This window comes from Roseococcus sp. GW821-FHT12F05 (genome assembly GCF_058806835.1).
Genome location: NZ_JBXAQB010000001.1, coordinates 780,657 through 807,420, shown reverse-complemented (window position 1 = coordinate 807,420; position 26,764 = coordinate 780,657). Strand labels below are relative to the sequence as shown.

The 26,764-nt window shown below is 70.4% G+C and carries 30 protein-coding genes; 24 read left to right on the top strand and 6 right to left on the bottom strand.

Annotated elements, in window-relative coordinates:
- The first annotated feature begins 87 nt into the window (after positions 1-87).
- The 4 genes from AC1ROY_RS04075 (at position 88) to rho (ending at position 3,004) form a co-directional block, all read left to right on the top strand.
- Entirely contained in the window at positions 88-615 is a 528-nt protein-coding gene (locus AC1ROY_RS04075; protein ID WP_493147297.1) for a D-glycero-alpha-D-manno-heptose-1,7-bisphosphate 7-phosphatase, read from the top strand.
- On the top strand, positions 612-1,067 hold the full coding sequence (gene hemJ, locus AC1ROY_RS04070) for a protoporphyrinogen oxidase HemJ (RefSeq protein ID WP_493147296.1): 456 nt from the start codon (positions 612-614) through the stop codon (positions 1,065-1,067). Before AC1ROY_RS04075 ends, hemJ begins: the two co-directional genes overlap by 4 nt.
- Complete coding sequence (locus tag AC1ROY_RS04065) at positions 1,067-1,570, top strand: CPBP family glutamic-type intramembrane protease (RefSeq protein WP_493147295.1); 504 nt, start codon at positions 1,067-1,069, stop codon at positions 1,568-1,570. Before hemJ ends, AC1ROY_RS04065 begins: the two co-directional genes overlap by 1 nt.
- A 159-nt stretch (positions 1,571-1,729) precedes the next feature.
- Positions 1,730-3,004 (top strand): transcription termination factor Rho, encoded by a 1,275-nt coding sequence (gene rho, locus AC1ROY_RS04060; protein WP_493147294.1) that lies wholly within the window; start codon positions 1,730-1,732, stop codon positions 3,002-3,004.
- Between the two features lie 24 nt (positions 3,005-3,028).
- Here rho and AC1ROY_RS04055 read toward each other — a convergent pair whose 3' ends face one another.
- Positions 3,029-4,813: a tetratricopeptide repeat protein gene (locus AC1ROY_RS04055; protein WP_493147293.1), complete on the bottom strand. Its 1,785-nt coding sequence runs from the start codon at positions 4,811-4,813 to the stop codon at positions 3,029-3,031.
- Between the two features lie 117 nt (positions 4,814-4,930).
- On the opposite strand from AC1ROY_RS04055, the gene AC1ROY_RS04050 reads away from it, so the two are divergent.
- Genes AC1ROY_RS04050 through AC1ROY_RS04035 form a run of 4 tightly spaced genes read left to right on the top strand, consistent with a single transcriptional unit; the run spans position 4,931 to position 6,806 of the window.
- Positions 4,931-5,254, top strand: a complete 324-nt coding sequence (locus AC1ROY_RS04050; protein ID WP_493147292.1) for a hypothetical protein — start codon at positions 4,931-4,933, stop codon at positions 5,252-5,254.
- Positions 5,255-5,272: 18 nt separating this feature from the next.
- Positions 5,273-5,512 (top strand): YMGG-like glycine zipper-containing protein, encoded by a 240-nt coding sequence (locus tag AC1ROY_RS04045; protein ID WP_493147291.1) that lies wholly within the window; start codon positions 5,273-5,275, stop codon positions 5,510-5,512.
- The gene (locus AC1ROY_RS04040) at positions 5,509-6,063 is read left to right on the top strand and encodes an HD domain-containing protein (RefSeq protein WP_493147290.1); all 555 of its coding nucleotides are present in this window, start codon (positions 5,509-5,511) and stop codon (positions 6,061-6,063) included. Before AC1ROY_RS04045 ends, AC1ROY_RS04040 begins: the two co-directional genes overlap by 4 nt.
- Positions 6,060-6,806 (top strand): GNAT family N-acetyltransferase, encoded by a 747-nt coding sequence (locus tag AC1ROY_RS04035; RefSeq protein WP_493147289.1) that lies wholly within the window; start codon positions 6,060-6,062, stop codon positions 6,804-6,806. Before AC1ROY_RS04040 ends, AC1ROY_RS04035 begins: the two co-directional genes overlap by 4 nt.
- Positions 6,807-6,840: 34 nt before the next feature.
- Here AC1ROY_RS04035 and AC1ROY_RS04030 read toward each other — a convergent pair whose 3' ends face one another.
- Positions 6,841-7,815 carry a quinone oxidoreductase family protein gene (locus AC1ROY_RS04030; protein ID WP_493147288.1) on the bottom strand — a complete coding sequence of 325 codons (975 nt, stop codon included), beginning with the start codon at positions 7,813-7,815 and terminating at the stop codon, positions 6,841-6,843.
- Positions 7,812-8,291, bottom strand: coding sequence for a methylated-DNA--[protein]-cysteine S-methyltransferase (locus AC1ROY_RS04025; RefSeq protein ID WP_493147287.1), 480 nt, complete (start codon positions 8,289-8,291; stop codon positions 7,812-7,814). Before AC1ROY_RS04025 ends, AC1ROY_RS04030 begins: the two co-directional genes overlap by 4 nt.
- A 117-nt stretch (positions 8,292-8,408) precedes the next feature.
- Between AC1ROY_RS04025 and mnmE the strand changes: the two genes are divergently transcribed.
- The 5 genes from mnmE to AC1ROY_RS04000 are packed head-to-tail and all read left to right on the top strand — an operon-like array spanning position 8,409 to position 13,844.
- A complete protein-coding gene (gene mnmE / locus AC1ROY_RS04020; protein ID WP_493147286.1) occupies positions 8,409-9,704 on the top strand; it encodes a tRNA uridine-5-carboxymethylaminomethyl(34) synthesis GTPase MnmE in 1,296 nt (431 codons plus the stop codon).
- A 17-nt stretch (positions 9,705-9,721) separates the two neighbouring features.
- A complete protein-coding gene (gene mnmG, locus AC1ROY_RS04015; RefSeq protein WP_493147285.1) occupies positions 9,722-11,593 on the top strand; it encodes a tRNA uridine-5-carboxymethylaminomethyl(34) synthesis enzyme MnmG in 1,872 nt (623 codons plus the stop codon).
- Complete coding sequence (rsmG, locus tag AC1ROY_RS04010) at positions 11,502-12,185, top strand: 16S rRNA (guanine(527)-N(7))-methyltransferase RsmG (protein ID WP_493147284.1); 684 nt, start codon at positions 11,502-11,504, stop codon at positions 12,183-12,185. The genes mnmG and rsmG overlap by 92 nt, the downstream gene beginning before the upstream one ends.
- Positions 12,172-13,005 (top strand): ParA family protein, encoded by an 834-nt coding sequence (locus AC1ROY_RS04005; RefSeq protein ID WP_493147444.1) that lies wholly within the window; start codon positions 12,172-12,174, stop codon positions 13,003-13,005. The genes rsmG and AC1ROY_RS04005 overlap by 14 nt, the downstream gene beginning before the upstream one ends.
- Positions 13,002-13,844: a ParB/RepB/Spo0J family partition protein gene (locus AC1ROY_RS04000; RefSeq protein WP_493147283.1), complete on the top strand. Its 843-nt coding sequence runs from the start codon at positions 13,002-13,004 to the stop codon at positions 13,842-13,844. Before AC1ROY_RS04005 ends, AC1ROY_RS04000 begins: the two co-directional genes overlap by 4 nt.
- 42 nt (positions 13,845-13,886) lie before the next feature.
- On the opposite strand, the gene AC1ROY_RS03995 is transcribed toward AC1ROY_RS04000, so the two are convergent.
- Entirely contained in the window at positions 13,887-14,999 is a 1,113-nt protein-coding gene (locus AC1ROY_RS03995; RefSeq protein WP_493147282.1) for a serine hydrolase domain-containing protein, read from the bottom strand.
- Between the two features lie 136 nt (positions 15,000-15,135).
- Here AC1ROY_RS03995 and AC1ROY_RS03990 point away from each other — a divergent pair, with 136 nt between their 5' ends.
- From AC1ROY_RS03990 to AC1ROY_RS03955, 8 genes are all read left to right on the top strand, one after another.
- Positions 15,136-16,110, top strand: coding sequence for a tripartite tricarboxylate transporter substrate-binding protein (locus AC1ROY_RS03990; protein WP_493147281.1), 975 nt, complete (start codon positions 15,136-15,138; stop codon positions 16,108-16,110).
- 37 nt (positions 16,111-16,147) lie between these two features.
- Positions 16,148-17,161: an Ldh family oxidoreductase gene (locus AC1ROY_RS03985; protein ID WP_493147280.1), complete on the top strand. Its 1,014-nt coding sequence runs from the start codon at positions 16,148-16,150 to the stop codon at positions 17,159-17,161.
- Positions 17,154-17,939 carry a TrmH family RNA methyltransferase gene (locus AC1ROY_RS03980; protein ID WP_493147279.1) on the top strand — a complete coding sequence of 262 codons (786 nt, stop codon included), beginning with the start codon at positions 17,154-17,156 and terminating at the stop codon, positions 17,937-17,939. Before AC1ROY_RS03985 ends, AC1ROY_RS03980 begins: the two co-directional genes overlap by 8 nt.
- Before the next feature lie 35 nt (positions 17,940-17,974).
- Positions 17,975-19,078, top strand: a complete 1,104-nt coding sequence (locus AC1ROY_RS03975) for an ABC transporter permease (RefSeq protein ID WP_493147278.1) — start codon at positions 17,975-17,977, stop codon at positions 19,076-19,078.
- A complete protein-coding gene (locus AC1ROY_RS03970) occupies positions 19,078-19,854 on the top strand; it encodes an ABC transporter ATP-binding protein (RefSeq protein ID WP_493147277.1) in 777 nt (258 codons plus the stop codon). The genes AC1ROY_RS03975 and AC1ROY_RS03970 overlap by 1 nt, the downstream gene beginning before the upstream one ends.
- Positions 19,855-20,880, top strand: coding sequence for an MlaD family protein (locus AC1ROY_RS03965; RefSeq protein WP_493147276.1), 1,026 nt, complete (start codon positions 19,855-19,857; stop codon positions 20,878-20,880).
- The gene (locus AC1ROY_RS03960; protein ID WP_493147275.1) at positions 20,877-21,494 is read left to right on the top strand and encodes an ABC-type transport auxiliary lipoprotein family protein; all 618 of its coding nucleotides are present in this window, start codon (positions 20,877-20,879) and stop codon (positions 21,492-21,494) included. The genes AC1ROY_RS03965 and AC1ROY_RS03960 overlap by 4 nt, the downstream gene beginning before the upstream one ends.
- A 94-nt stretch (positions 21,495-21,588) precedes the next feature.
- The gene (locus tag AC1ROY_RS03955; RefSeq protein ID WP_493147274.1) at positions 21,589-22,209 is read left to right on the top strand and encodes a DUF2939 domain-containing protein; all 621 of its coding nucleotides are present in this window, start codon (positions 21,589-21,591) and stop codon (positions 22,207-22,209) included.
- Here the strand turns inward: AC1ROY_RS03955 and AC1ROY_RS03950 are convergent.
- The gene (locus AC1ROY_RS03950; RefSeq protein WP_493147273.1) at positions 22,206-23,453 is read right to left on the bottom strand and encodes a UbiH/UbiF/VisC/COQ6 family ubiquinone biosynthesis hydroxylase; all 1,248 of its coding nucleotides are present in this window, start codon (positions 23,451-23,453) and stop codon (positions 22,206-22,208) included. The genes AC1ROY_RS03955 and AC1ROY_RS03950 overlap by 4 nt on opposite strands.
- A gap of 248 nt (positions 23,454-23,701) precedes the next feature.
- On the opposite strand from AC1ROY_RS03950, the gene AC1ROY_RS03945 reads away from it, so the two are divergent.
- The 3 genes from AC1ROY_RS03945 (at position 23,702) to AC1ROY_RS03935 (ending at position 25,821) form a co-directional block, all read left to right on the top strand.
- On the top strand, positions 23,702-24,040 hold the full coding sequence (locus tag AC1ROY_RS03945) for a P-II family nitrogen regulator (protein WP_493147272.1): 339 nt from the start codon (positions 23,702-23,704) through the stop codon (positions 24,038-24,040).
- A 65-nt stretch (positions 24,041-24,105) separates the two neighbouring features.
- Positions 24,106-25,434 carry an ammonium transporter gene (locus AC1ROY_RS03940; protein ID WP_493147271.1) on the top strand — a complete coding sequence of 443 codons (1,329 nt, stop codon included), beginning with the start codon at positions 24,106-24,108 and terminating at the stop codon, positions 25,432-25,434.
- 102 nt (positions 25,435-25,536) lie between these two features.
- Positions 25,537-25,821 carry a hypothetical protein gene (locus AC1ROY_RS03935; RefSeq protein ID WP_493147270.1) on the top strand — a complete coding sequence of 95 codons (285 nt, stop codon included), beginning with the start codon at positions 25,537-25,539 and terminating at the stop codon, positions 25,819-25,821.
- Between the two features lie 140 nt (positions 25,822-25,961).
- Here AC1ROY_RS03935 and phbB read toward each other — a convergent pair whose 3' ends face one another.
- On the bottom strand, positions 25,962-26,684 hold the full coding sequence (gene phbB, locus AC1ROY_RS03930; protein ID WP_493147269.1) for an acetoacetyl-CoA reductase: 723 nt from the start codon (positions 26,682-26,684) through the stop codon (positions 25,962-25,964).
- Positions 26,685-26,764: the final 80 nt, after the last annotated feature.

The window sequence follows — 26,764 nt, the reverse complement described above, 5'->3', positions numbered from 1 at the left end:
CTGCCCGTGTCGCGTGCGTGGCGCGGGCGGACATCGCCAATCGGCATGGCAAAAGCTAGGGTCGGCCCGGATGAACGAGACACGGACATGACGGCCCTCCCCTCTCCTTCGGGGCGCCCCTGCGCCTTCCTGGATCGGGACGGCGTGCTGATCGAGGATACGGGCTATCCGCACCGCATCGAGGAGGTGCGCTGGATTCCCGGGATCATGCCGGCGATCCGGCGCCTGAACGCGGCGGGGATGGCGGTGTGCATCGTCACCAACCAGGCCGGCGTGGCGCGTGGAAAATACGACGAGGCGACGGTGGCGCGCATGCATGTCTGGATGGCCGAGCAGGCCCGGACCACCGGCGCCGTCATCGACGGCTTCGCCTATTGCCCCTTCCACGAGAGGGCCGAGGACGAGCGCTACCGCCGGGCCAGTCCCCGCAGGAAGCCGGGACCGGGCATGATCGAGGACTGGCTGGCCAACTTCCCGCTGCGGCGCGAAGGCAGTTTCCTCATCGGTGACCGGGACACGGACATGGCCGCCGCGGCGGCCGCCGGCATCCCGGGCCACCTCTTCCCGGGGGGCGACATGGACGCATTCGTCTCGCGCATCCTGGTGGCCGCATGACGCTGGATTTTCTCGCGCCCGCCTATCTCTGGGTGAAGGCGCTGCACCTGATCGCGGTGATCTCCTGGATGGCCGGGATGCTCTACCTGCCGCGCCTCTTCGTCTACCATTCGGAGATCCCGCAGGGCGGTGGGCTGGAGCATGCGCGCTTCGTCACCATGGAGCGGCGGCTGCTCAAGGCCATCATCAACCCGGCCATGATCGCCACCTGGCTGCTGGGGATCACCCTGGTGCTGACGCCCGGCGTGATCGACTGGACGGCCGGCTGGTGGCACACCAAGCTGCTCTGCGTGATCCTGATGAGCGGCTTCCATGGCTACCTCTCCGCGAACCGCCGGAAATTCGCGGCGGACGAGCGGCCGAGGACCCAGCGCCACTGGCGCATCGCCAACGAGGTGCCGACGCTGCTGATGATCGTCATCGTCGTCATGGTCATCGTGAAGCCCTTCTGATGGCCGCCTGGCGACCGGCGCTGGCGGGCGGCGCGGCCTTCCTCACCTCCATGGTGGTCGAGATCGGCGTCCTGGCCGCGCTGGGGGCCGCGATCGGCGGCGAGGGGCGCTGGCCGGTGATGCCGGTGGTCGTGGCGCCGGTGGCCGAGGAGCTGGCGAAGCGCCTCTTCCTCGGGCCGCTCTCGGCCGGCTGGGCGGCGACCGGGCTGGCCTTCGGCGTGATCGAGGCCCTGCTCAAGACGGCGGAGTGGCATGTCGCCGGCCTCTGGGGCGGGCTGGCCTCGGTGCTGCAGCACTGGGCCTATGGGCGCTGGGCGGTGCGCGGCGGGCTCTGGCTCGCCATGGCGCTGCACATGGGCTTCAACGCGATCGCGCTGGCGGTGGACTACGCCACCGATGCCGGCGCCGGATGGGCTGCCCCGCTGCTCGCCGCCGTACTGCTGGCGGCCTCCTTCCGCCGATTTCGAGAAGGGGGCGTTGACGGGGGGACGCCCGCTCCCTAGGTTCTATGGCGTCGGCTCCCTCGCGGGCCCGATCCCTCCCCTGACCAACGCCGATCCGCCATGGCTCCTCGAGCATGACGCGACATCGGGGCCTCACCACAGTCGCCCCCCTGCGTTTTCCCAAGCTACGCGTTTCCACTTTCTAGTCTCGGATGCTGCATGCACCTCTCAGAACTCAAGGCCAAGACGCCGCCTGACCTCCTCGCCTTCGCGGAGGAGCTCGGCGTCGAGAACGCCTCGATCCTGCGCAAACAGGACATCATGTTCGCCATCCTCAAGACGCTGGCCGACAACGACCAGGCGATCTACGGCGAAGGCACCCTGGAGATCCTCTCCGACGGCTTCGGCTACCTGCGCAGCCCGCAGGCCAACTTCCTCCCCGGCCCCGACGACATCTATGTCAGCCCCGCCCAGGTGCGGCGCTTCGGCCTGCGGACGGGCGACACGGTCGAGGGCCAGATCCGGGCCCCCAAGGACGGCGAGCGCTACTTCGCCATGCTCAAGGTCAACGCGGTCAACTTCGAGCCGCCCGAGGCGCTCCGCCACCGCATCAACTTCGACAACCTCACGCCGCTCTACCCGACGCGCCGCCTCCAGATGGAGAACCCGGACATCGAGAGCGTCGGCAAGGGGCCGACCAAGGACAACACGCACCGGGTCATCGACCTGATCGCGCCGATCGGCATGGGGCAGCGCGCCCTGATCGTGGCGCCGCCGCGCACCGGCAAGACGGTGATGCTGCAGAACATCGCCAAGTCCATCAGCGCGAACCACCCCGAGGTCTTCCTCATGGTGTTGCTCATCGACGAGCGGCCCGAGGAGGTCACCGACATGGCTCGCACCGTGAAGGGCGAGGTCGTGGCCTCCACCTTCGACGAGCCGGCGACGCGCCACGTGCAGGTCACGGAGATGGTGCTCGAGAAGGCCAAGCGCCTGGTCGAGCACAAGCGCGACGTGGTGATCCTGTTGGACTCCATCACCCGCCTCGGCCGCGCCTACAACAGCGTGGTTCCGTCCTCGGGCAAGGTTCTGACGGGCGGCGTGGATGCCAATGCGCTGCAGCGGCCGAAGCGCTTCTTCGGTGCGGCGCGCAACATCGAGGAAGGCGGCTCGCTGACCATCATCGCCACTGCGCTGATCGACACCGGCAGCCGCATGGACGAGGTGATCTTCGAGGAGTTCAAGGGCACGGGTAACTCCGAGATCATCCTGGACCGGAAGCTCTCGGACAAGCGCGTCTTCCCGGCGATCGACATCACCAAGAGCGGCACCCGCAAGGAAGAGCTGCTGGTGGACCGCGGTACGCTCAGCAAGATGTGGGTGCTGCGCCGTATCCTGAACCCGATGGGGACGCAGGACGCGATGGAATTCCTGACGGACAAGCTGAAGTACAGCAAGACGAACCAGGACTTCTTCGACGCGATGAATACTTAGTTTCCTGTCCTTTTTGGCGATCTGTCAGAGGACTCGCTGATCGCTTGCCGCGAGACGTCCCAGGAGGCGTTTCGCGGTCTTGGCGATTCGCGCATTCGGATGGGTCCTCAGGCGATCGAGCGTCGTGCGCGCCCCGTTCGCCAGGCCGGCTTCGATCTGCAGCTCCGCGAGATGGAAGCCATACTCCGCCTTTGCCGGCTCGGCGCGCACTGCCTCCTGCGCGGCCTCTAGGGCGTTCGCGATACGGCCCTCGGCCTTGTCGAGTTGACTGAGGAGGAGGTGCGCGGCCGCGGTGGTCGGTCCCGTCAGCAGGTCCTGGGTCAGGAGGTTGCGGGCCTCCGCGACCTGTCCGCAGCGGCGCAGGATGTCGATCACCCTCAGCTGACCGGCGGGCTTGGTGTCGAGCTCGAGCGCGGCGCGCGCCTGTGTCGCGGCTTCCTCGAACTCGCCCGCATCGGCCAGAAGCTCCGCCAGCCGCAGGATGACCTCGGTCCCGCCCGGGGCGAGGGCAACGGCGCGCCGGAAAGCCGCGATGGCCTCCGGGATCTGCCTCCCCTGTTCCGCGCTGTGACCGAGCTCGATCTGTAAGGCGGCGTCCTGAGGCTGTAATGCGGCTGCGATGCGGGCATGATTCAATGCTGCCGCGCCGTTCCGCGCCTGCTTTTGCAGCCGCGCCAGATGGAGATGCATCCGGACCGAGGAGGGGTCGGTCTCGAGGATGGCTTCGGCGGCTGCGATGGCCCGTGCATGGTCGCCGCTGAACTCCGCGCAGATCACATCGGCTTCCCGACGGTGCGCCGGGTCGATGGTGGAAGACGCCACCGCGACAGCGCGCGCATCCTTGAGGCGCGCAGCCTTGCGCAACGTCGCGAGACCTTCGGGCATCAGCGGCAGTTGCAGCAGGGCCTGATCGGCCGGCTGCAGGGCCACGATGTCGTAGATTTCCGGCGCGGACCCGGTCAGCTCGTGTGTGGCGGTGGTACCGTCTGGCATGAGCAGGTAGAGGGCGGAGCGTCCCGCTTCGGCCACGCGACCGTCGAGGCCCAGAGGCAGCAACCGGCGCAAGCCGAAGGAGGCCGAGACAATGCGAAAGCTGGATCGGCCGACGATGATGGCCTCGGCATCCAGGTGCAGACCTCGCACATATCCCATGAAGGCCGCCTGCGCGCCGAGATAACGACCACCCGACCAGCGCAACAGAAGGCCGGTGATCGATTCCAGGACATAAAGGTCGCTGCCGGTGGAAAAGACGCTGTGCGGGGCTCGCAGGCCGTCGATCATGACCTCGCCTGACAGCAGGTCGCGTACATGGCCCAGACGCGGACCATCCGGCCCCGGCAAGCCCATCATGCAGATGACGGGGCGTCCCCGATGCAGCGTGATCCCGTTGACATGCAGCGTATTGGCTGCCTTGCCGCTGAGGCAGATGTAGACCTCTTCGCGGTCGGTGTCGGGATCGAAGGAGATCACGCGGTCACCGCCGGTGGAGACGACGAGCAACCGCCCGTCCGGCAGGCCGACTATGGAATGAATTTGTTGGACCAGGCGCAGCCGGAAGACACGCGGCGGCCGGCCCGGCTGCAGGATCAGGAGGCAGGGGGGCCGCCCCTGAAGGCCGATGAACAGCGCGTCGCGGAACCGGCAGAGGCCGGTGATCCCGGTGAAGAGCCCATGGGGGTCAATCAGCGGTGCCAGGTCGAAAGTGCCGCGCGCGACGATCTTGCCGCCGTCGAAATGGAAATGCCCTAGCGCGAACCGGCTTTCAAGGTGACCGATGTTACAGAAGCTCACTAGAAAGTCGAAGGGCACGAAGTTCGGCTCCGGTTCGGGACGTTGGCCCAGGCTAGCACCGGAAGATGGCGACGCCCTCCATCTTCCTGCCACGATCCCCTGGAAAATAGCCTGACGGTGAGGGAACGTTCGGCAATGGTCAGGCTTTGCACGCTGGTCATCGGGCTCGTCGGCCTGATGGGGCTGGCGGGATGCAACGAACACTATCGCGGGTATGGCAGCGGCTACCGCCCGACCTATGGCGGGGGCTACAACCGGGGCTACGATCGCAGCTACGACAACCGGAATCGTGACAACCGCAGCCGCGATAACCGCAGCGCCCCGAGCAATTCGGGCAATCGCGGCGGTGGCTGGAATGTCCAGGGCGGTGGTGGTGGCAGCGGTTCGAACCGGGGCAATCCGGTGACCGTCCCGGGCCTGAATCCCGGGGATCCGCCCGCGAACCACCAGGGCAACTGAACTCAAGGAGGTCTTCTTATGCGCAAGCTTCTTCTCCCTCTCGGCCTCGTCGCCGTCCTCGGCACCGCCGGCTGCACCAACCCCTACAGCGAGGGCCAGCGCGCCGCCGGCGGCGCACTGATCGGCGCGGGCTCGGGCGCGGCGCTGGGCGCCATCTTCGGCGGCGGCCAGGGCGCGGCCATCGGCGCCATCACGGGCGGCGCGGTCGGTGCCGCAACCGGCGTGATCACGACGCCGCAGCGCCCCCGCGGCTATTGATCGCGAATGTTCTGGCGGCCGCGAGCTTCGCGGCCGCCGTCCACGCCACGCACCGCCGCAAGGGCGCCTCGCAGGAGCCCTATATCAACCACCCGCTCGAGGTGGCGCAGATCCTGGCCGAGCACGGTGCGCCGGAACCGGCGATCCTCGCCGCCCTGCTGCACGACACGGTCGAAGACAGTTCCGACGACCCCGAGCCCGTGACGCTGGAGGCGCTGTCTGCCCGCTTCGGCGCGGAGGTGGCGTCCATCGTCGCCGAAGTTTCCGACGACAAGAGCCTGCCCAAGGAGATGCGCAAGTCGCTCCAGGTGAAGATGGCGCCGAAGAAGTCGGACGGCGCCAAGCTGGTGAAGCTGGCCGACAAGATCTCCAACCTGCGCGCCATCATGCTGGCGCCGCCGGCCTCCTGGGACCATGCGCGGCGCGTCGAGTATGTCGGCTGGGCCGGGCGCGTGGCCGCTGGCCTGCGTGGGGTGAACCCCTCGCTGGAGGCGCTGTTCGACACGACCTATCGCGAGGCCATGGCGGCCCTGGCGCGCGAGGCCGCGTGATATCGCTGGAACTGGTGCACGCGCTGGAGCGCGCGACCTTCAACGCCGTCCCTGCCCGCCGTGTGGCCTTCGAAGGGCCTTTCGTCGTGCGGGCCTTCCTGGGTGGCACGGGACGCGCCAATGCGGCCTGTTCGCTCGACCCCTCCGAAGATCCGGAGATGGCCGCGCGCGTGGAGCGGATCGCGGCGCGGTACAGACGGCTGGGGCTGAAGCCGCGGATCCGGTCCTCGCCGCTCGATCCGGCGGGATTGGCGGCGCATCTCCGCGTCACCGGCTGGCGCGAGGATGACGAGAGCCTGGTGACCTGCGGGAAGCTGACGGCGCTCGCCGTCCCCGATCCCGATGTGGTGGTCCTGGACGCGCCGGACGCCGCCTGGTTCGAGGTGCTTGGCACCGTCGAATATCAGTCGCCGGCCCGTCGCGCGGAGAAGCAGGAGGCCGTGCCGCTCTTCGCCGTGCCGGCCGCCTGGCTCGTGCTGCGGCTCGACGGTGTGCCGGCGGCCGTGCTTTCCACGACCAGCGACGGAAAATATTGCGGCCTCTTCGACCTCGCCGTCCGGCCGGAATTCCGTAGGCGCGGCCTGATCCGGCGGGCCATCGGCGCCGCGGCGCATTGGGCGGCGGCGCAAGGCGCGGAACACGTCTTCGCCCAGGTCTCCGCCACGAATACGGCGTCGATCGCGCTCCAGGCCGGAATCGGCATGGTGGAACGCTATCGGTACAGTTATTTCACCCGGGAATAGCGCCGATCGCGACAGTTTCGCGGTGCCGGAAGGATTACGGCAGGAAGACGGTGCTGCCGGTGGTCTTCCGGGATTCCAGATCGATATGGGCCTGAGCCGCGTCCTTCAGCGCATAGTGCTGGTTGATCTGCAGCTTCACCTTGCCGGACTTCACCACGTCGAAGAGGTCGGCTGCCACCGCCTCCAGGTCCGAGCGCTTCGTCGTGTAGGAGGCGAGCGTCGGACGCGTCAGGTAGAGCGAGCCCTTGGCGGCGAGGATGCCGATGTCGATCGGCCCGACGGGGCCTGAGGCATTGCCGTAGCTCACCATCATGCCGAGCGGAGCCAGGCAGTCCAGCGAGGGGATGAAGGTGTCGCGGCCCACGCTGTCATAGACCACGGGCAGCATGGCGCCGCCGGTGATCTTCTTTACGGCGGCCGGAAGGTCCTCGCCGGAGAGCACGACGTGGTCGGCCCCGAAGCTCTTCGCGAGCTCGGCCTTGGCCGGAGTGCTGACGGTGCCGATGACGGTGCAGCCGAGCGCCTTGGCCCATTGCACCATGATGAGGCCGACGCCGCCGGCGGCCGCGTGGATGAGGACCGTCTCGCCCGCCTTCACAGGGTAGGTGCGGCGCAGCAGGTATTGCGCCGTCATGCCCTGGAGCATCATCGCGGCGGCCTGCTCGAAATCCACGCCCTCGGGGATTTTGACCAGGCGGTCCGCCTTCATGGCCCGGGCCTCGGCATAGGCGCCGATGGGGCCGGAGGCATAGGCGACGCGGTCGCCCACCGCGACCTCGGTGACGCCCTCGCCGACCGCCTCGACGATGCCGGCCCCCTCCATGCCGATGGAGGTCGGCAGCGCGGGCGCCTTGTAGAGGCCGTTGCGGAAATAGACGTCGATGTAGTTCAGGCCGACGGCCTTGTGGCGCACCAGGGCCTCGCCGGGTTTGGGGTGCGGAAGGGGCACCTCCTCCCACACCATCTTCTCGGGGCCGCCGTACTCGTGGATGCGGATGGCATGGTTCATAGGAGGAATCCTTGGGCCAAGGGCCGGTTGAGAGCGCGTGCTTCGTGCTCGAGCAGGTAGCGCTTGGTGGAGGGGCCATCGCCGCCCGAGAAGCCGCCGAGGGCGCCGTTGGCGGCGATCACCCGGTGGCACGGGATCAGGATGGGGATGGGGTTGGCGCCGTTGGCCTGGCCGACGGCGCGCGGGACGGAGGCGATCTCGCGGGCGATGTCGAGGTAGCTGCGGGTCTCGCCGGCGGGAATCCGTGTCAGCGCGGCCCAGACGCGTTTCTGATAGGGCGTGCCGTGAGGGGCGAGCGGGAGCTGGAAGGTCACCCGCTTGCCGTCGAAATAGTCGTGCAACTGACCCCGCGCCTCGCGCAGCAGGGGCGTGGACTCCTGGTCGGAGCCGCGTCCCCAGTCGAGCGAGACGATCGCGCCGTCCTCCTCGGAGACCGTGATCTCGCCGAGAGGCGTGTGGAGCGAGAGTTGCGGCATGTTTCCCTATGTTGCACGCGCGAGAGGATGCAGCACCCGCCAGCGGCCGGCGTCAAGCGCCCCCCTTTTGGGCGGTAAGCCGGGCGGCTAGAGGGTTATTCTGTAACAGGAGGCTCCATGGCGGATCCGATCTTCGCGCTGGCCAGTGGGGCGGGCCGCGCCGCCGTGGCGGTGATGCGGGTTTCCGGTGCCGGGACGGCTGGGGCGGTCGAGGCGCTGTGTGGGGCCTTGCCGGAGCCGCGGCGGGCGAGCCTGCGGCGATTGAGGCATGAAGGCGCGGTGCTGGACCGGGCGCTGGTGCTCTGGCTGCCGGGGCCGGGCAGCTATACGGGCGAGGACAGCGCGGAGCTGCAGCTGCATGGCGGGCCGGCGGTGGTGGCGGCCGTGGCGGCGGCGCTGGTCTCGCTCGGCGCGCGGCCGGCCGAACCTGGGGAGTTCACCCGGCGGGCCTTTCTGAACGGCAGGCTGGACCTGACGGCGGCCGAGGGCATCGCCGACCTCATCGCGGCCGAGACCGAGGCGCAGCGGCGCCAGGCCCTGCGCCAGGCCGAGGGCGGGCTGGCGGCGCGGCACGCGGAATGGGCGGCACGGCTGATGCGGCTGCTGGCGCGGCAGGAGGCCTTCATCGAGTTCGAGGAGGAGGATCTGCCAACTGATTTGGACGCGCAGGTGGCGTCGGATGCGAGCGATCTGCGGGACGAGATGGTGGCGTTGTTGGCGGATGGCGCGCGGGGCGAGAAGCTGCGGGAGGGGCTCGCCATCGCGATCCTGGGGGCGCCGAATGCTGGAAAATCCTCACTTCTCAACGCTCTGGCTGGGCGCGATGCCGCCATTGTCTCGGTACAGGCGGGAACGACGCGGGATGTGGTGGAGGTCCGGATGGTCCTGGCCGGCGTACCGGTGACGCTGGCCGATACGGCCGGGCTGCGCGAGGCGGCCGACGAGATTGAGGCCGAGGGCGTGCGGCGGGCGCTGGCGCGGGCCGAGGCGGCGGACCTGCGGCTGCTGGTCTTCGCAGCGGATGCGGAACCGGACGCCGCGACACTGGCGCTGCAGGGGCCGGACGCGGTGATCGTTGCGAACAAGGCCGACCTCGGGACTTTGCCTCTGGAGGGCGCGGTCGCCGTGTCGGCACAGACGGGGCAGGGGTTGGAGGCGCTGCGGCGGCGGCTGGAAGCAGCTGCGTCGGCTCGTGCCGGGCTCAGCGAGGATGCTGCGCTCACGCGCCCGCGCCATCGGGCCGCCCTACGCGAGGCGGTGGAATGGCTGGAGCGGCTGCCTGAGGCCGGCCTGCCGGAGCTGCGCGCCGAGGCGCTGCGCAACGCCCTGCGCGCGCTGTCGCGGCTGACAGGGCGCGTGGATGTCGAGCAGGTGCTCGACCTCGTCTTCGGCGAGTTCTGCATCGGCAAATAGCTGCTATACGGCCGCCCATGTGGGATGCGACCTACGATGTGGTGGTGATCGGCGGTGGCCATGCCGGCTGCGAGGCGGCGGCGGCCGCCGCGCGCTGTGGCGCGCGCACGCTGCTGCTGACGCATGATCCCGCGAAGCTCGGAGAGATGTCCTGCAATCCGGCGATCGGCGGGATCGGCAAGGGCCATCTCGTCCGCGAGGTGGATGCGCTGGACGGGCTGATGGGCCGGGCGGCCGACGCGGCGGGCATCCATTTCAAGCTGTTGAACCGCAGCAAGGGGCCGGCCGTGCGGGGGCCGAGGGCGCAGGCCGACCGGAAGATGTACCGGGCGGCGGTGCAGGAGCTGCTGGCGGAGACCGCTGATCTCGCCGTGATGGGCGAGGCGGCGGAGGACCTGGTCATCGAGGGTGGCCGGCTCCAGGGCATCGTCACGGCCTCGGGGCGGCGCATCGCCTGCGGGGCCGCGGTCATCACGACCGGCACCTTCCTCCGCGGCGTCATCCATATGGGCGAGACGCGCATCCCGGCCGGTCGTGTGGGTGAGGCGCCGTCGGTGGGCCTGGCGCTGGCGCTGGAGCGGCTGGGCCTTCCGTTGGCCCGGCTCAAGACGGGCACGCCGCCGCGGCTCGATGGTCGCACGATCGACTGGGCCAGCCTGGAGATGCAGCCGGGCGACGCCGAGCCGGAACCGCTCTCCTGGATGACCGAGCGGATCACCAACCGTCAGGTGGAGTGCGGCGTCACTCACACCACGCCGCGCACCCACGACATCATCCGGGCGAGCCTGCATCTCTCGGCGGTCTATGGCGGGCGGATCGAGGGGGTGGGGCCGCGCTACTGCCCCTCCGTCGAGGACAAGGTGGTCCGCTTCGCCGACCGGCAGCGGCACCAGATCTTCCTCGAGCCCGAGGGGCTGGACGACCCGACCATCTATCCGAATGGCATCTCCACCAGCCTGCCGGAGGAGGTGCAGCGGGCGATGGTGGCGAGCATCCCGGGGCTGGAGCGAGCGGCGATCCTGCGGCCGGGCTACGCCATCGAGTACGACCATGTCGACCCGCGGGCGCTGTGGCCCTCGCTGGAATGCCGTGCCCTCGGCGGCCTGTTCCTCGCCGGGCAGATCAACGGCACCACGGGCTACGAGGAAGCCGCGGCGCAGGGGCTGCTGGCCGGGGTGAATGCGGCGCATGTGGCGGGGGGCGGGATCGCTTCGGCGCTGCTGAACCGGTCCGAGGCCTATCTCGGTGTGCTCGTGGATGACCTGACCCTGCAGGGCGTGACGGAGCCTTACCGCATGCTGACCGCCCGCTCGGAGTTTCGGCTGAGCCTCCGTGCCGACAACGCCGGAATGCGGCTGACAGAGAAGGGCATCGCCTGGGGCTGCGTGGGGGCCGCGAGGGCCGCCGCACATCGCGGCTTCAGCGAGGCGGTCGGCGAGGCGATGGCCCTCGCCCGGACGGATGGCGCGACCCCCGCGGCCTATGCCACTGCCGGGGTTCCGATCAACCAGGACGGCCGCTGGCGCAGCGTGCTGGACGCGCTGGCGCTGCCGGCCATGTCGGCCGAGGCCGCCGAAACCCTCTTCCCCTGGCTGCGCGATCTCGCCCCGCGCGTCCGGGCGCATGTCGAGGCGGAGGCCCTTTACGGCCCCTATCTCGTCCGCCAGCAGGCCGAACGCGCCATCCTGGAGCGCGAGGAGGCGCTGGCCATCCCGGCCGAGGTCGACTTCGCCGAGATCGCCGGCCTCTCCAACGAGATGCGGGACAGGCTGCGCCGCGCTCGGCCGGCAACCCTGGGTGGCGCGGGTCGCCTCCCCGGCATCACCCCCGCTGCCATCGCGGCCCTGGCCGTTCACCTCCGGCGCGGTGTTTCACGTGAAACAGCCTGAGGCCGGGCCGCTCGATGTTCCACGTGAAACAGAGGTGCGGCTTCGGGACTACCTGGCCCTCCTCCGGACCTGGAACGCGCGGATCAACCTCGTCGCCGACGCGCCGGAAGAGCAGCTCTGGCGGCGGCATATCCTGGACTCCTGGCAGCTCCTCCCCCTGCTGCCGGACGGTCCATTGGCCGATCTCGGTTCTGGCGGCGGACTGCCTGGCCTCGTGATCGCGATCGGCCGCGAGCAGGAGACGCATCTCGTGGAGGCCGATCGCCGCAAGTCGGCCTTCCTGATCGAGGCGAGCCGCGCGCTGGATCTCCGCCACGTCTCGGTTCATCCGTCGCGAATCGAGGCGGCAAAGCTTCCGCCGATCCGTGTCGTCACCGCCCGTGCCCTCGCGCCGCTGAAAGTTCTCCTCCCACAAACCGCGCGAATCCTTGGACCTGAAGGTGTCGCGGTCTTTCCGAAGGGCCGCACGGTGGATGCGGAGTTGACGGAGGCCGCGCCGCATTGGTTTATGCAGGTCGAGCGGTTCCAGAGCCGAACCGACGCCCAAGCGACCATCCTCCGCCTCAGCGAGATCCGCCCTGCCGGTGCCTGAACCCGCCACCTATCAAGTCCTTGCCCTCGCCAACCAGAAGGGCGGCGTCGGCAAGACGACGACGGCCGTGAACCTGGCCGCCGCCTTGGCCGCGAAGCATCGCGTGGTGTTGATCGACCTGGACCCGCAGGGCAACGCCTCCACCGGCCTCGGCGTCGCGCGCGCCGCGCGGGGTGCGGGCAGCTACGCCATGCTGGTGGAGGGCCGTCCCCTCGCCGAGGTGCTGCGGCCGACCGTCATTCCTAATCTCTCCCTCGTGCCGGCCGATCCGAACCTCGCCGGCGGCGAGTTGGAGATGGTGGACCTCACCCGCCGCGAGACCCGCCTGCGCGACGCCCTCGCCAACGGCGCGGCAGCCCTCAAGGGCGTCGACTGGATCCTGCTCGACTGCCCGCCCTCGCTCGGCCTCCTCACGCTGAACGGTCTGGTGGCCGCTGATTCCGTGATGATCCCGCTCCAGGCCGAGTTCTATGCGCTGGAGGGCGTCTCGCAGATCATCCAGACGCTCGACCGCGTTCGTGCCGGCTACAACACCGCGCTGCGTCTCGACGGCATCGTGCTGACCATGTTCGACCGCCGCAACAACCTCTCCGAGGCGGTGGAGAACGACGTCCGTGCCTACTTCAAGGCGCAGGTCTACGACACGGTGATCCCTCGCAACGTCCGCGTCTCCGAGGCGCCGTCGCACGGCCTCCCCGTGACCTACTACGACCCGCGCTCCCCCGGCGCCGAGGCTTATGCCCGCCTCGCCGCTGAGTTCCTCCGCCGCCACCGCGCGCGCCTGCGCGAGCTCGCCAAGTCCGAAGGCCGCGACGCATGAGCAAGCCCCCCGCCCTCGGCCGCGGCCTCTCCGCCCTGCTGGGCGACGCAGCCGCTGTCAGCCCCTCGGCGCCGGGCCTGCGCACGCTGTCCGTCGGAGCGCTGGAGCCCGGCCCCTTCCAGCCGCGCGAGGCCATGGACGAGGCGGCGCTGGCCGAGCTTGCCGCCTCCATCCGCGAGCATGGCGTGCTGCAGCCCATCCTGGTCCGCCCGATGAAGGGCCGGCCCGACCGCTTCCAGATCATCGGCGGCGAGCGCCGCTGGCGCGCAGCCCAGACGGCCGGCCTGCACGACGTGCCCGCCCTGGTGCGCGAGTTCTCCGACCGCGAGGCCATGGCCGCAGGCCTGGTGGAGAACCTCCAGCGCCAGGATCTCAACGCGCTGGAAGAGGCGGAGGGCTACGGCCGCCTCACCGAGCAGTTCGGCCTCACCCAGGAGGCACTGGCCCGCGCCATCGGCAAGAGCCGCCCGCACATCGCCAATACGCTGCGCCTGCTGCAGCTTCCCGAGCGCGTGCGCGAGCTGCTACGCGAGGGCGCGCTGACGGCCGGCCATGCCCGTGCGCTGCTCACCGCGAAAGACCCGGTGGCCCTCGCCCTGATGGTGGTGGATCGCGGGCTGAACGTCCGCCAGGCCGAGGCACTGGCCGCCTCGAAGAAGGACGGTCCCGCGCCGCGCCAGCCGAAGACCGACGCCGAGACGCGGGCCCTGGAGCGCCAGATCACAGGCCATCTCGGCCTCAAGGTCACCATCCGCCACGGCGCCCGCGGCGGACAGGTGGTGTTGGCTTACAAGGATCTCGACCAGCTCGACGGGATCGTCAGGCTCCTCACAAAATAAGCCTGACGCCGCTTTGTGTCAGAGAGTTGATCGCCAGAAGATCTACGTGATGGCGGTGTGGGCCAGCGTGGAGATCACATCCATGCGCGGCCCGTGGAACTCGTCGGTCTGCCGCGTGTTGGACAGGAAGGCGAAGGACACGCCGGACTCCGGATCGCCCCAGCAATAGGACGAGCCCACGCCGCCATGGCCGAAGGTCTTCGGATGCGCGATGGCGCCGAGGCCGCGGGCCAGCGCCGTCTCACCCCGCAGATGCGGCCCAAGCCCGCGATGCATCGGGACGCCGTTGTATTCGTCCGGCCGGTCGCCCGTGTAGTTGCGGATCGCATAGGCGACCATGCGCGGGGACAGGATGCGCTGCCCGTTCAGCGCGCCGCCGTTCACCAGCGCCTGGTAAAAGGCGGCCATCGCCCGCGCCGTGCCGTAGCCGCCGCCGCCCGGGATGCCCGCCGCCCGTCCGGCCGGGCTGCCCTCCGGCATGCGCACGGTCCCGTCCACGTCGTGCATGTCGGTCGCCCGGATCTGCTCGTCCGCCGGCAGGCCCACGAACAGCTCCGCGCCGATGCCGAGCGGTGCGATGATCCGCCGGCGGATATAGGCGCGATGATCCTCGCCGGTGACGGCCTTGATAACTGCCGCCGCCACCCAATGCGCCGCTGCGGGATGGTAGCGGACCTTGCTGCCGGTCTCCCACTCCAGCTCGAAACCGCTCACCACCTCGCGCAACTTTGCCGCATCCTCCCAGGCCGCGGCTGGGACCTCGGCGGTCGGGAAGCCGGCCTGGTGCGTCAGCAGCTCGATGAAGGTGATGCCGCCCTTGCCGTTGGCCTCGAAGCCGGGGAGGTGCTGCGCGATCGTGTCGGTCAGGCGGATCAGCCCGTCCTCCGCCATGGCCCAGACCGCCGCGGCCGTGATCACCTTGGTGTTGGAATAGAGCAGCCACAGCGAGTCCGGCCGTGCCGCCACGCCCTTGCGCCCCTCGCCGAAGGTGCGGAACAGCGCGATCCGCCCGTTGCGCGCGACGGCCACCTGCGCGCCGGGATGGTGGCCCGCCGCGATATCGGCCTCGATACGGTCGCACATGCGCTCGAGGCGCGAGGGGTCGAGCCCGAGCTCGGCGGGCGAGGCGTCCTGCATGGGGAAGGGTGCGGTCATTCTGGCGTCTCCTGTGGTCGCGCGCATCACGCCAGAGCCGCCGCGTCTTGCCAACCGGGCCAGCGCAGGGGTTATGCTGATGTCACAATGACAAGGCACGCCGCGCGCAGACGCGGCGGCCAGGGAGATTCCGTCCATGAGCCTGAGTCGCCGCGCGGCGCTGAGCCTGCCGCTTGCCGTCCTTCCCGCTCTGGCGCGGGCACAGGGCGCGGCCTATCCGGATCGCGCCGTCCGCTACATCGTGCCCTTCACCCCCGCCGGCCTCACCGACATCATGGCGCGGCTGGTGGCGCAGCGGCTGGGCGAGATCTGGAACAGGCCGGTGGTCGTCGAGAACCGCGCCGGCGGCAATGCCATGATCGGCGCCGACGCTGCGGCCAAGTCGCCGCCGGATGGCCACACGCTGCTCGCCATCACGCTGGCGCATGCGGTGAATGTCAGCCTCTTTCCCAACGCGCCCTACGACCTGATGCGGGATTTCGCCCCCATCTCCGTGCTCGGCTCCCTGCCGCTCGTCGTCTGCGTGAACCCGTCGAATCCCGCACGGAATCTGCAGGAGTTGATGGCCCAGGCGCGCGGCCGCGTGATGAATGGCGGCTCCTCCGGCAACGGCACGCCGCCGCATCTGGGGCTCGAGCTGTTCCGGCGCGCTTCCGGCGCCGGAGCCAACATCACCCACGTTCCCTATCGCGGCGGCGCGCCCTCGGTGACGGACCTGATGGCCGGCAACCTCCAGCTCCTCGTCTCGAACCTGCCGGAGTGCCTGCCGCAGCTCCAGGCCGGGTCGCTGCGCGGCCTTGCCGTCACGGGCGCCGGGCGCCATCGCCTGGTCCCCGAGATCCCGACCGTCGCCGAGGCCGGCGCGCCCGGGATGCAGATCACGAGCTGGACCGCCATGGTCACCAACGCCGCCGCCCCGACGTCGATCCTCACCGAGATCGGCCGCGCCACCCAGATCGCGCTGCGGGAGGGCGAGGCGCGCCGCCGGGCCGAGGAGGGCGGTTTCGACGTCCTCGCCTGGGACGCCGACCGTTCCAGGACCTTCATCGGCGAGGAGGTCGCCCGCTGGGGCCGCCTGGTGCGCGAGGCCGGCATCCGCGCCGACGCCTGAACTTGCCCCGCCCCCCGATCCGGGCTTGAAGCGCCGCATGAGCGACCTGCCCCTACTGAGCCTCGCCGAGGCGGAAGCCCTCGCCGCGGCCGCCCTCCGCGCCGCCGGCGCCAATCCGGAAATGGCCGCCCTCACCGCCGAGGCCCTGGTCGCCGCCGAGGCCGAGGGCCAGGGCGGCCACGGCCTCTCGCGCGTCGCCATGTATGCCGGCTTCCTGAAGGAGGGCCGCGCCGACGGCACGGCCCTCCCGCGCGTCACGGCCGGGCGCGGCGGCGCGGCCCTGGTCGATGCCGGCAATGGCCTGGCCTACCCCGCGCTGCGTCTCGCCGAGATGGAGGCTGTCAGCCGGGCCAGGGAGCACGGCGTCGCCTTTGTCGCCGTCACCAACAGCCATCACGCCGGCGCCATGGCGCTGCCGGTCCGGCGTCTCGCGCGGCAGGGCCTGGTCGCGCTGGCCTTCACCAACTCGCCCTATGCGATGCCCGTGCCCGGTGGCCGCCGCCCGCTGCTCGGCACCAATCCCGTCGCCGCCGCCTTCCCGCGCCGGGGCGCCGCGCCGATGGTGATCGACCTCGCCCTCTCCGAAGTCGCGCGGGGGAAGATTATGGTCGCCGCCAAGGAGGGACGCCCCATCCCCGAGGGCTGGGCGCTCGATGCCGAAGGCCGCCCGACCACCGACCCCAAGGCCGCGCTGGACGGCGCGATGCTCGCCATGGGCGGGATCAAGGGCGCGGCGCTGGCGCTCGTGGTGGAGGTGCTCTGCGTGGCGCTCGGCGGCGCGGCCTTCGGTTTCGAGGCCGACAGCTTCTTCGCGCCCTCGCCCAATGCCCCGAGGCTGGGCCATGCGATCCTCGCCATCGACCCGGGCGCGCTGGCCGGCACCGACGCTTTCCTGGATCGGATGGACGCCCTGGTCGCCGCCATGCTCGGCGACGAAGGCGTCCGCCTCCCCGGCACGCGCCGCGACAATCTGACCGATATCGCAACGATCCAGGGTATTTCGATATCGAAACAAATACAGGACCAGCTCCGGGCCCTCGCCCATGTCTGACTACGCCCCGTCTGACTTCTCTCCACCCCCGCGCCGGCCGGAGCCGCAGCGCATCTGCGGGGCGAATGCCGTCCGCGCCCTCTTCCTTCGCCGTCCCGAGGCTGTGCAGCGTCTGCATTACCTCGCCGAGCGCCGCCCCGTCGCCGGCCCGCTCTGCCGCTACCTGGCGCGCCACCACAAGGCGTACCGCGAGGTTCTCGCCGACGAGCTCGCCCGCATCGCCGGCACCGAGCATCATGGCGGCATCGTCGCCATCGCCGATCCGCGCCGCGCCCAGCCGATCGGCAGCCCGCCGCAGCCCATCCTCTTCGCGGCACCCGTGCTTCCCGTGCTGGACGGCATCGGCAACCCGCACAACCTCGGCGCCATCGCACGCGGCGCGGCCTTCTTCGGCGCCAAGGCGATGCTGATCTCGGGCGACGCCCGCCAGGCCGACCTCTCCGACGCCGCCTTCCGCACCTCCGAGGGCGCGCTGGAGCATCTCGCCGTCTTCCGCGCCGACGACCTGGCCCAGAACCTCCGCCGCCTCTCCGGCCAGCTCCTCACCGTGGGCGCCGCCGCAGCCGGCGGCCTGCCGCCCGAGGCCCTGCCGCGCAACAAGCCCATCGCCCTGGTCCTTGGCCATGAGGAGGCCGGCCTTTCGCCCGAGGTCCTCGCCGCCTGCGAGCTCCGCGTGACCCTGCCTGGCTCCGGACTGGTCGAAAGCCTCAACGTCGCGGCGGCCGCAGCGGTCCTGTTCCACACTTTGTCACCGTTAGCTCGCCGCCAAGGCCCTTGAACGCCCATACCCCCGGCGTGCATGGTCCGGCTCACATGCCGACCGATACGTTCAGCGCCGAGACCAGGGACGGCCGGCTCCACCTGCACTTCGCGGGCTCGCTGGACCGCGCCGCCGCCGCGGCCCGCTGGGACGAGGCCCACCGCGCCGCCAAGGGCGCCCATGCGGTCACGCTCGACGCCGGCGAGGTCACGACGCTGGACTCCGGCGGCGCCGCCCTCCTGGTCTCGCTCGCGACGCACGAGGCCGAATGGGTCGAGCCCAGGGACGCGGCCGCGCGCGGCGCGCTGGAGCGCTTCCGCAAGGGCCTCGGCACCGCCAAGGCGCCGGCGCCGCGCCATCACAAATTCCGCCCCGTCGCGGCCCTCGGCGCCTACACGCTCGGCCGCTATCAGAGCTTCCTCGAGCGCGCCGCCTTCATGGGCGACACGATCCTCACGGCCGTGGGCCTCCTGCCGCGCCCCTGGCGGCTGCGCTGGGCCGAGGTGCTGCGCCACCTGGACGAGGCCGGCACCCAGGCCTTCCCGCTCTGCATCCTGCTGGGCACGCTGATCGGCGTGATCCTCGCCTTCCAGTCCTCCGTGCCCATGCGGCAGTTCGGCGCCGAGATCTTCATCCCCCAGCTCGTCGGCATCTCGCTGACGCGCGAGCTCGGCCCGCTGCTCGCCGGGGTGATCCTCGCGGGACGCACCGGCTCGGCCTATGCGGCCGAGCTCGGCACCATGCGGGTGAACGAGGAGGTGGACGCGCTGAAGATCATGGGCCTCGATCCCACGGCCTGGCTGGTCGTCCCGCGCATCCTCGCCTCCACTTTGGTCATGCCGGCGTTGAGCATGGTCATGAACGTCACCGGCCTCATCGGCATGGCCATCGTCATGGCGACCCTGGGCTTCCCGCCCGTCGCCGTGCTGAACCAGCTGGAGCAATGGCTCTCGATCGGCGACCTCGCGGGCGGGCTGGGCAAGGGCGCGGTCTTCGGCCTGGCGATCGGCTATGTGGGCTGCCGCTCGGGCCTCTCGGCCGGCCGCGGGCCGCGCGCCGTGGGCGACGCGGCGACCGGCGCCGTGGTGGGCGGCATCGTGGCGCTGGTGCTGCTCGACGGGCTCTTCGCCGTGCTCTTCTTCCGGCTGGGCTGGTGATGGCGGAACCCCCCAAGACGGAAGCCGCGCCGGAGGCCGTCATCAAGGCCCGCAACGTGGCGATGCGCTTCGGCCGCCGCACCGTCTTCAAGGACGTCACCTTCGACGTCCGCCGCGGCGAGATCTTCGTCATCCTGGGCGGCTCCGGCTGCGGCAAGTCCACCCTGCTGAAGCTGCTCATCGGGCTGATGCCGCCCAGCCATGGCGAGATCGAGGTGCTCGACGGGGAATGGTCGAAGCTGGAGGGCGAGGCGCGGCGGGACCTGCTGCGGCGCATCGGCGTCATGTGGCAGTCGGGCGCGCTGCTCGGCTCGCTGACCCTGGCCGAGAACGTGGAGCTGCCGATCGAGGCGCACAGCAAGCTCCCCGAGGCCGCGCGCGCCCTGGTGGCCAGCGCCAAGCTGGGCCTGGTCGGCCTCGGCGACGCCACCGACCGCCTGCCGGCCGAGATCTCCGGCGGCATGCTGAAGCGCGCCGGCATCGCCCGCGCCATGGCGCTGGATCCCGAGATTCTCTTCCTGGACGAGCCCTCGGCCGGTCTCGATCCCATCACCTCGGCCGGGCTCGACCAGCTCATCCTCTCCCTGGCGCGGGAGACCGGCACCACCTTCGTGGTCGTGACCCACGAGCTGCAATCCATCCTCGCCATTGGCGACCGGTGCATCATGCTGGACAAGGACGCCCAGGGCATGATCGCCGAGGGCGATCCGAAGAAACTCCGCGACGAGAGCGAGCATCCCACGGTGCGCGCCTTTTTCCGGCGGGAGGCGATGTAGGTGGCGAGCATACGCAGGATTCAGGTCTCGGTCGGCATCATGGTGCTCGTGGGCATCGGCCTGCTGCTGGGCTTCGTGCTCTTCCTCACCCAGAACCGGCTGGGCGGCAGCGATTCCGTCATGGAGACCTATATCCGCGAGAGCGTGCAGGGGCTCGAGGTGGGCTCGCCGGTGCGGTACCGCGGCGTCTCGGTCGGGCGCGTCACGCAGATCGGGCTGGCCTCGGCCGAGTACCGGAGGCCCGAGGGTGAGCCCTTCGCGGCCTCCTTCCAGCTCGTGGTGGTGCGCTTCGCGGTGAATCTGGGCCGGGTGGGCGACATCCCTTCGCTGGACGATGCGGTGAAGCTCGGCCTGCGGGCCCGGCTGTCGAGCCAGGGCATCACGGGCGTCTCCTACATCGAGCTGGATTTTCTCGACTCGGCCCGCAACGAGCCGCTCCGTACCCTCCCCTGGGAGCCCAAGTACCCCTGGGTTCCGTCGGTGCCCTCCACGGTGGCACAGGTGCAGTCGGCGGCGGAGATGGTCATGCGGCAGCTGCAGGACATCGATTTCGCCACGCTCTTCGGGAACATCAACGGCCTCGCGGCGGAGCTGCGCGACCAGGTGAAGGCGGCGGAGGTCGCCCGCGCGGTGCACGAGGCGACCGAGCTGCTGGCCGACTTCCGCCGCACCCTCGACCACGCGGACATCCCCGGCGTGCTGGGCGAGATCCGCACCACCACCACGACGCTGCGGGAGACGGTGAACTCCCCGGACGTGCGCAGCGCGCTGACCTCGCTGGCCGCCGCCGCGCAGGACCTGCGCCGCACCGCCGCCCGGCTGCCGGGGACGATCACCCAGCTCGACGCCGGCGTCCGCGGCGTGCGCAGCACCACCGGCGACCTGCAGGCCGATCTCGCCCCCGTGCTGCGCGACCTGCGCGCCACCACGTCCAACCTGCGCGAAACGACCGAGGCATTGCGACGCTCGCCGTCGCAGGCCCTCCTGGGCGCCCCACCCCCGACCCCAAGCGGAGCCGGCCGATGAAACGGCGCCTTCTTCTCACGCTGCCGCTGCTGGCGGGGGGCTGCTCCCTCCTGCCGAGCCGGCCCTACCTGGAGACCCGGCGCTATGCGCTGGAGCCGCGGCGGCCGGCCTCGGCGCCGCGGGCGGGCGCGCCGCGCGGCGCGATCCTGCTGCGGACGCTGCGCAGCGGGCCGGGCATGGAGGTGCGCGGGCTGCGGCGCGTGAATCCGGACGGCACGCTGGGCGTCGCCTTCTACGACGAATGGCTGGCGCCGCCGGCCGAGCTGGTGGAATCCGCGCTGCGGGAATGGCTCATCGCCTCGGGTGCCTTCTCCGCCGTGGCGGCGCCGGGCTCGCGGCTCTCCACGCCCTTCATCCTGGAGGCCGAGCTGATCGCGCTGCAGGCCGAGCCGAGCCAGGCCCGCGCCGGCATGACCGCACTGCTGCTGGCCGATGGCGAGGGGCTCAACGACCCGCGCGTCCTCGCCCAGCGGCGGCTGGAGGCGGTGGTGCCCCTGCCGGCAGATGCCACGCCCGGCGCCCAGGCCGCAGGGATGCAGGCGGCCGTGGGGCGGCTCTTCGCGGATCTGGAATCCTGGCTTGTCTCCAGCGTCCCGGAAATGAGACGACGTTAACCCTTCGCTCATAGACCCACCCGGATAATCCCAAAACCGAGACGCGATCTCGGCTGGCGGATTTTTCCCTGTCCTGCGGGGCAGAGGGGGCGAGATGAGCGGGACGACGGCATCCAACTCCTGGGACGAGATCTGGGCGGAATTCGACGCGCGGCAGCCGGCCCGTGTCGTCGCGCCGGCCCGGCCCTCTCGTCCGGCGGCCAAGGTCCGGACGCGCCCCACCCTCGGCTTCGGGCGGCTGCTTGCGCTGATCGGCCTCGGGCTGGTCGCGCTCTACGTCGCCTCGCCCGTGGCCTCGGCCCTGCAGGTGGCGGCCGCGATCCAGCGCGGGGATGCGGAGGCGCTGGCCGGCCAGGTCGATTGGAACGCGCTGCGTCCGGGCCTCACCGCCGCGCTCTCCGCCCGGGCCCGCGACCAGGAACCGCGACCCATGCCCGCCTTCATCGCCGGCATGGCGCGCGACATGGCGGCGCGGCTCTCGGAGCCCGACGCGCTGGCGGGCCTGCTGAGCGCACATCTGGCCCAGGGCGGGCCGGCGCGGGAGATGCTGGGCCGCGTGCGGATCCTCGAGGCCAGGGTCTGGGATATCGAGCTCTCGCCGCCCCGGGCGCCGCAGCGCGCGGTGCGGCTGACGCTGGGGCTCGCCGATCCGTGGCGGCTGCGCTGGGAGGTGCGGGCGATCGCGCTGCCGTCCCAGGCCGGCAGCGGCTTCTAACCCCGCAGCGGCAGTCCCATGGCCTGCCGCGCGAAGCTGCGCTTCAGCAGGGGGATCCGGTTCACGGCCGCGATCCCCAGGCGTCGCGCCAGCCGCACCGGCCCGATATCGTTGCCGAACAGCTTTTCCAGCACATGGGTGGCGCCGATCATCATCAGCGCGTCCGGCCGGCGCCGGGCCTGGTAGCGCGCCAGCAGCGCCGCACTGCCGGCATCCGCGCCCGCCGCATGGGCCTCGGCCACTAGCTCGACCAGCGCCGTCACGTCCCGGAAGCCGATGTTCAGCCCCTGCCCGGCGATCGGGTGCATGCCATGCGCGGCGTCGCCGACCAGCGCCAGCCGCTCGGCCACGTAGCGCGTGGCGTGCATGGCGCTCAGCGGATAGTGCCAGCGCCGGCCGATCGGCTCGATGGCGCCGAGATGCCCGCCGATGCGTCGGCGCAACTCGCGGGCGAAGGCCTCGTCCGGCAGCGCCAGCATCCGCTCGGCCGTGGCGCGCCGCTCGGACCAGACGAAGGACGAGGCGTGCGGGAGCGTGCTGGTCCCGAAGCTGCCGAGGTCGGAGAGCGGCAGCTGCGCGAAGGGGCCGGCGGGGAGAAAAAGCTCCAGCGCGCGGTTGTGGTGCGGCAGCTCGTGGGCGAAGGCGCCGACCATGCCGATCTGCCCGTAATCGTGCCGCGCCGTGCCGATGCCCGCCGCCTGCCGCAGCGGGCTGTTGCGCCCCTCGGCGCCGACCACGAGCTGCGCGTGGATGATGCGCCCGTCGGCCAGGGTCACCGTGACGCCCTCGGCGCCGCGCGTCACCTTGGCGGTCATCGGCGCGAAGGCGTGCAGGTTGGCCATGCCGGGCAGCCGGGCGTTCAGCGCCACGCGCAGCGCACGGGCCTCGACCATCCAGCCGAAGGGCTCGCCGCCGACCTCGGCCGAGTCGAAATCCAGGTCGAGCCGGGAGGGCGCCTCGCCCGCGCGCCCGTCGGCGACCTTGATCCCCTCGATGGGGCAGGGCGTGGTCGGCAGCCGTTCCCAAATGCCGGCCTCGTCCAGCAGCCGGCGCGAGGCCAGGGCGATCGCATAGGCGCGGCCGTCGAAGCCGGCGAGCTCCATGGGCGGCAGCGGCGCAGCGTCGACGACGGCCGTCGGCACGCCGCGCGCCGCGAGGGCCGCGGCCAGCGTCGCGCCCACGGGGCCGGCCCCGATGACGGCGACGGAAACCTCGAGATCGGGGGGGGCGGAAGTGGATGACATGGGCACAGACTATGCCATTTCCGGCGTTGCGCGGAGCACCCTGCATGCTGCATCGCAACCTGACTCAGGGGTAATCTCGCCGAGGGCCGATCTGGCGTCTTCGCGCCTCGGAACCTGCCTCAAATTCGGGCAGGTCCGTGCGCAAGCCACGCTGCATCCTCGATTCTTGGCTGGCACAACTCTTGAATGAAAGCTGAACTGATTGGCGGTTTCCCGTTGGCGGGAAAATTTGGGAGAGAGGCAGGCGGATGAAGCTCGTGATGGCGATCATCAAGCCCTTCAAGCTCGACGAGGTGCGCGACGCGCTCACCCCGCTCGGCGTGCAGGGGCTCACGGTGACGGAGGTGAAGGGATTCGGTCGCCAGAAAGGCCAGACCGAAATCTACCGGGGGGCCGAATACCAGGTGAGCTTCCTGCCCAAGCTCAAGATCGAGGTCGCGGTCGCCTCCGAACTGGCGGACGCGGTGGTCGAGGCCATCGCGGCCTCCGCCCGGACCGGCAAGATCGGCGACGGCAAGATCTTCGTCCTCGACCTGGAGCGCGCGCTGCGCATCCGCACGGGCGAGACCGACGGGGCTGCGCTGTGATGCGGATCAGCCCTCAACAACATGACCGCGCCATCGCGCGCACGAGCCTTGGGAGAATTGTCGACATGAAATCCTGGATGCGCGGCGCCCTCGCGGCCGCCCCGCTGCTGGCCCTTTCGGCGCCGGCCTTCGCGCAGGACGCGAAGGTGGACACGGGCGACACGGCCTGGATGATGGTGTCCACGGCCATCGTGCTGATGATGACCATCCCCGGCCTCGCGCTGTTCTACGGCGGCATGGTCCGCAAGAAGAACGTGCTCTCCACGCTGGCGCAGTCCTTCGCCATCACGGCGCTGGTCTCGGTCGCCTGGATCGTGCTCGGCTACAGCCTCGCCTTCGGCGAGGGCGGCGCCTATATCGGCGACATGTCCAAGTTCCTGCTCGGCGGCATTGCCGAGAACTGGGACAAGCCCTTCACCCTGGGCTCGGGCGACGCCGCGGTGGCCTTCACCATCCCGGAGACCGTCTTCGTCGTCTTCCAGATGACCTTCGCGATCATCACCGCCGCGCTGATCACCGGCGCGCTGGCCGACCGCATCAAGTTCTCGGGGCTCCTGGTCTTCGTGCTGCTGTGGACGCTGCTGGTCTACTCGCCGATCTGCCATTGGGTCTGGCACCCGAACGGCTGGATCTTCGCCCTGGGCGCGCTCGACTTCGCCGGCGGCACGGTGGTGCACATCAATGCCGGTGTCGCCGGCCTGGTGGGCGCGCTGATCCTCGGCAAGCGCACGGGCTACGGGACCGAGAACATGTCCCCCTACAACCTGGCCTTCGCCGTGATCGGCGCCTCGCTGCTGTGGGTGGGCTGGTTCGGCTTCAATGCGGGCTCCGCCGGCGCGGCCGGCGGCCGTGCGGGCATGGCCTTCCTGGTGACCAACACGGCCGCGGCCGCCGCGGCGCTGACCTGGATGATCGCGGAGTGGGCGATCAAGGGTAAGCCTTCGGTGCTCGGCGTGATCTCGGGCGCGGTGGCGGGCCTTGTCGCCATCACCCCGGCGGCGGGCTTCGTGCTGCCGGGCGCGTCGATCATCATCGGTGTGGTGGCGGGCCTGGCCGGCTTCTGGGGCGCGACCGCGCTGAAGCATTGGCTCGGCTACGATGACAGCCTGGACGCCTTCGGCGTGCACGGCATCTGCGGCATCGCCGGCGCGCTGCTGACGGGCATCCTCTCCTACGGCCCGCTCTCGGCCACGACGGCGGCGCCGGAGGGCGTGTCGGGCTCCACCGCGCAGCTGCTCATCCAGCTGGAGGCGGTGGCGGCGGTCTTCGTCTTCACGGCGGTGGCCACGGCCATCCTGCTGAAGATCGTGGACGCGATCGTCGGCCTGCGGGTCAGCGAGGAGGAGGAGCGCGAGGGCCTCGACGTCACGCAGCACGGCGAGCGTCTGGGGTAAGCCCTTCCCTCGTCGGGACTTGGATCGGGCGCCGGGGGGAGACCTCCGGCGCCCTTTTCGTTGGACTTGACCCGGCACGGGCGAACGCCCTTCACTAGGCCCATGCGGGACATCGCGGCCCTCCCGAGGGGCGACGAAGACACGTTGTGGGCCGTGGTGGCGACCGTGGGGCGCGCCAACCGCGTGGCGGAGATTTTTCGAAGTCGGACCGCTGCGTTGGAGGACCGGGCGTGGCGCGCGCAGCAGGTCAAGGCCTATGCAGACTTTTTGGTTCGGTCGGAGCAGCCGGTGCCGCATTACTCGGTGGCGCCGATCCGGCGGTCGGACCTGCCGAGGAAGTGGACGCCGTTGCCGGCGCTGGGGTTCCTGAGGGGGAAGTTCATCTGAAAGGGGGCTCCGCCCTGTTGTCTCCGCTTCGCGGCCAACCCCCCTTCAGGGCTTTATGCCCTGGACCCTTTCACTGATCGAAGATCCAAGAAACTGAGTTTCCTGGTGAGGAGCTCGAGGGGCAAAGCCCCTCGAAACCCTCAATACATATGCTGCCCGCCGTTGATCGACAGCGTCGACCCCGTCACGAAATCCGCATCATCGGCCGTGAGAAACACCACGCCCCGCGCGATATCCTGCGCCGTCCCCAGCCGCCCGCGCGGAATGCGCGCGATGATCTTCTCCAGCACCTCCGGCGGCACCGCGCGCACCATCTCCGTATCCACATAGCCCGGCGCGATCGCGTTCACTGTGATCTGCGCGCGCGCGCCTTCCTGCGCCAGCGCCTTGGTGAAGCCGTGGATGCCGGATTTCGCGGCGGCGTAGTTCACCTGGCCGTACTGCCCTGCCTGCCCGTTGATCGAGCCGATGTTCACGATGCGCCCGAACTTCCGCGCGCTCATCCCGTCCCACACCGCTTTGCAGAGGTTGTAGCAGGAGCCGAGGTTGGTATCGATCACGTCGTCCCACATCTTGCGGTCGAGACGCTTCATCACGCCGTCGCGCGTGATGCCGGCATTGTTGACCAGGATCTCGATGGGCCCGTGCTCGGCCTCGATCTTGCTCACGGCCTCGACGCATTGCTCGTAGTTCGAGACGTCGAACTTGACGCAGGGAATGCCCGTGCGCTCGGTGAAGGCCTTCGCCGCCGCGTCATTGCCGGCGTAGTTGGCGACGACCTTGCGCCCCGCGGCCAGGAGCCCCTCGCTGATCGCCGCGCCGATCCCGCGCTGCCCCCCCGTCACCAATGCCAGACGCGCCATTTCGGGCCTCCCCAAAAGCTGTTTTGCCCAACCACTTCGCCCGCGGCCGCGCTACCGGAAATCGGTGACAAAACCTAGCG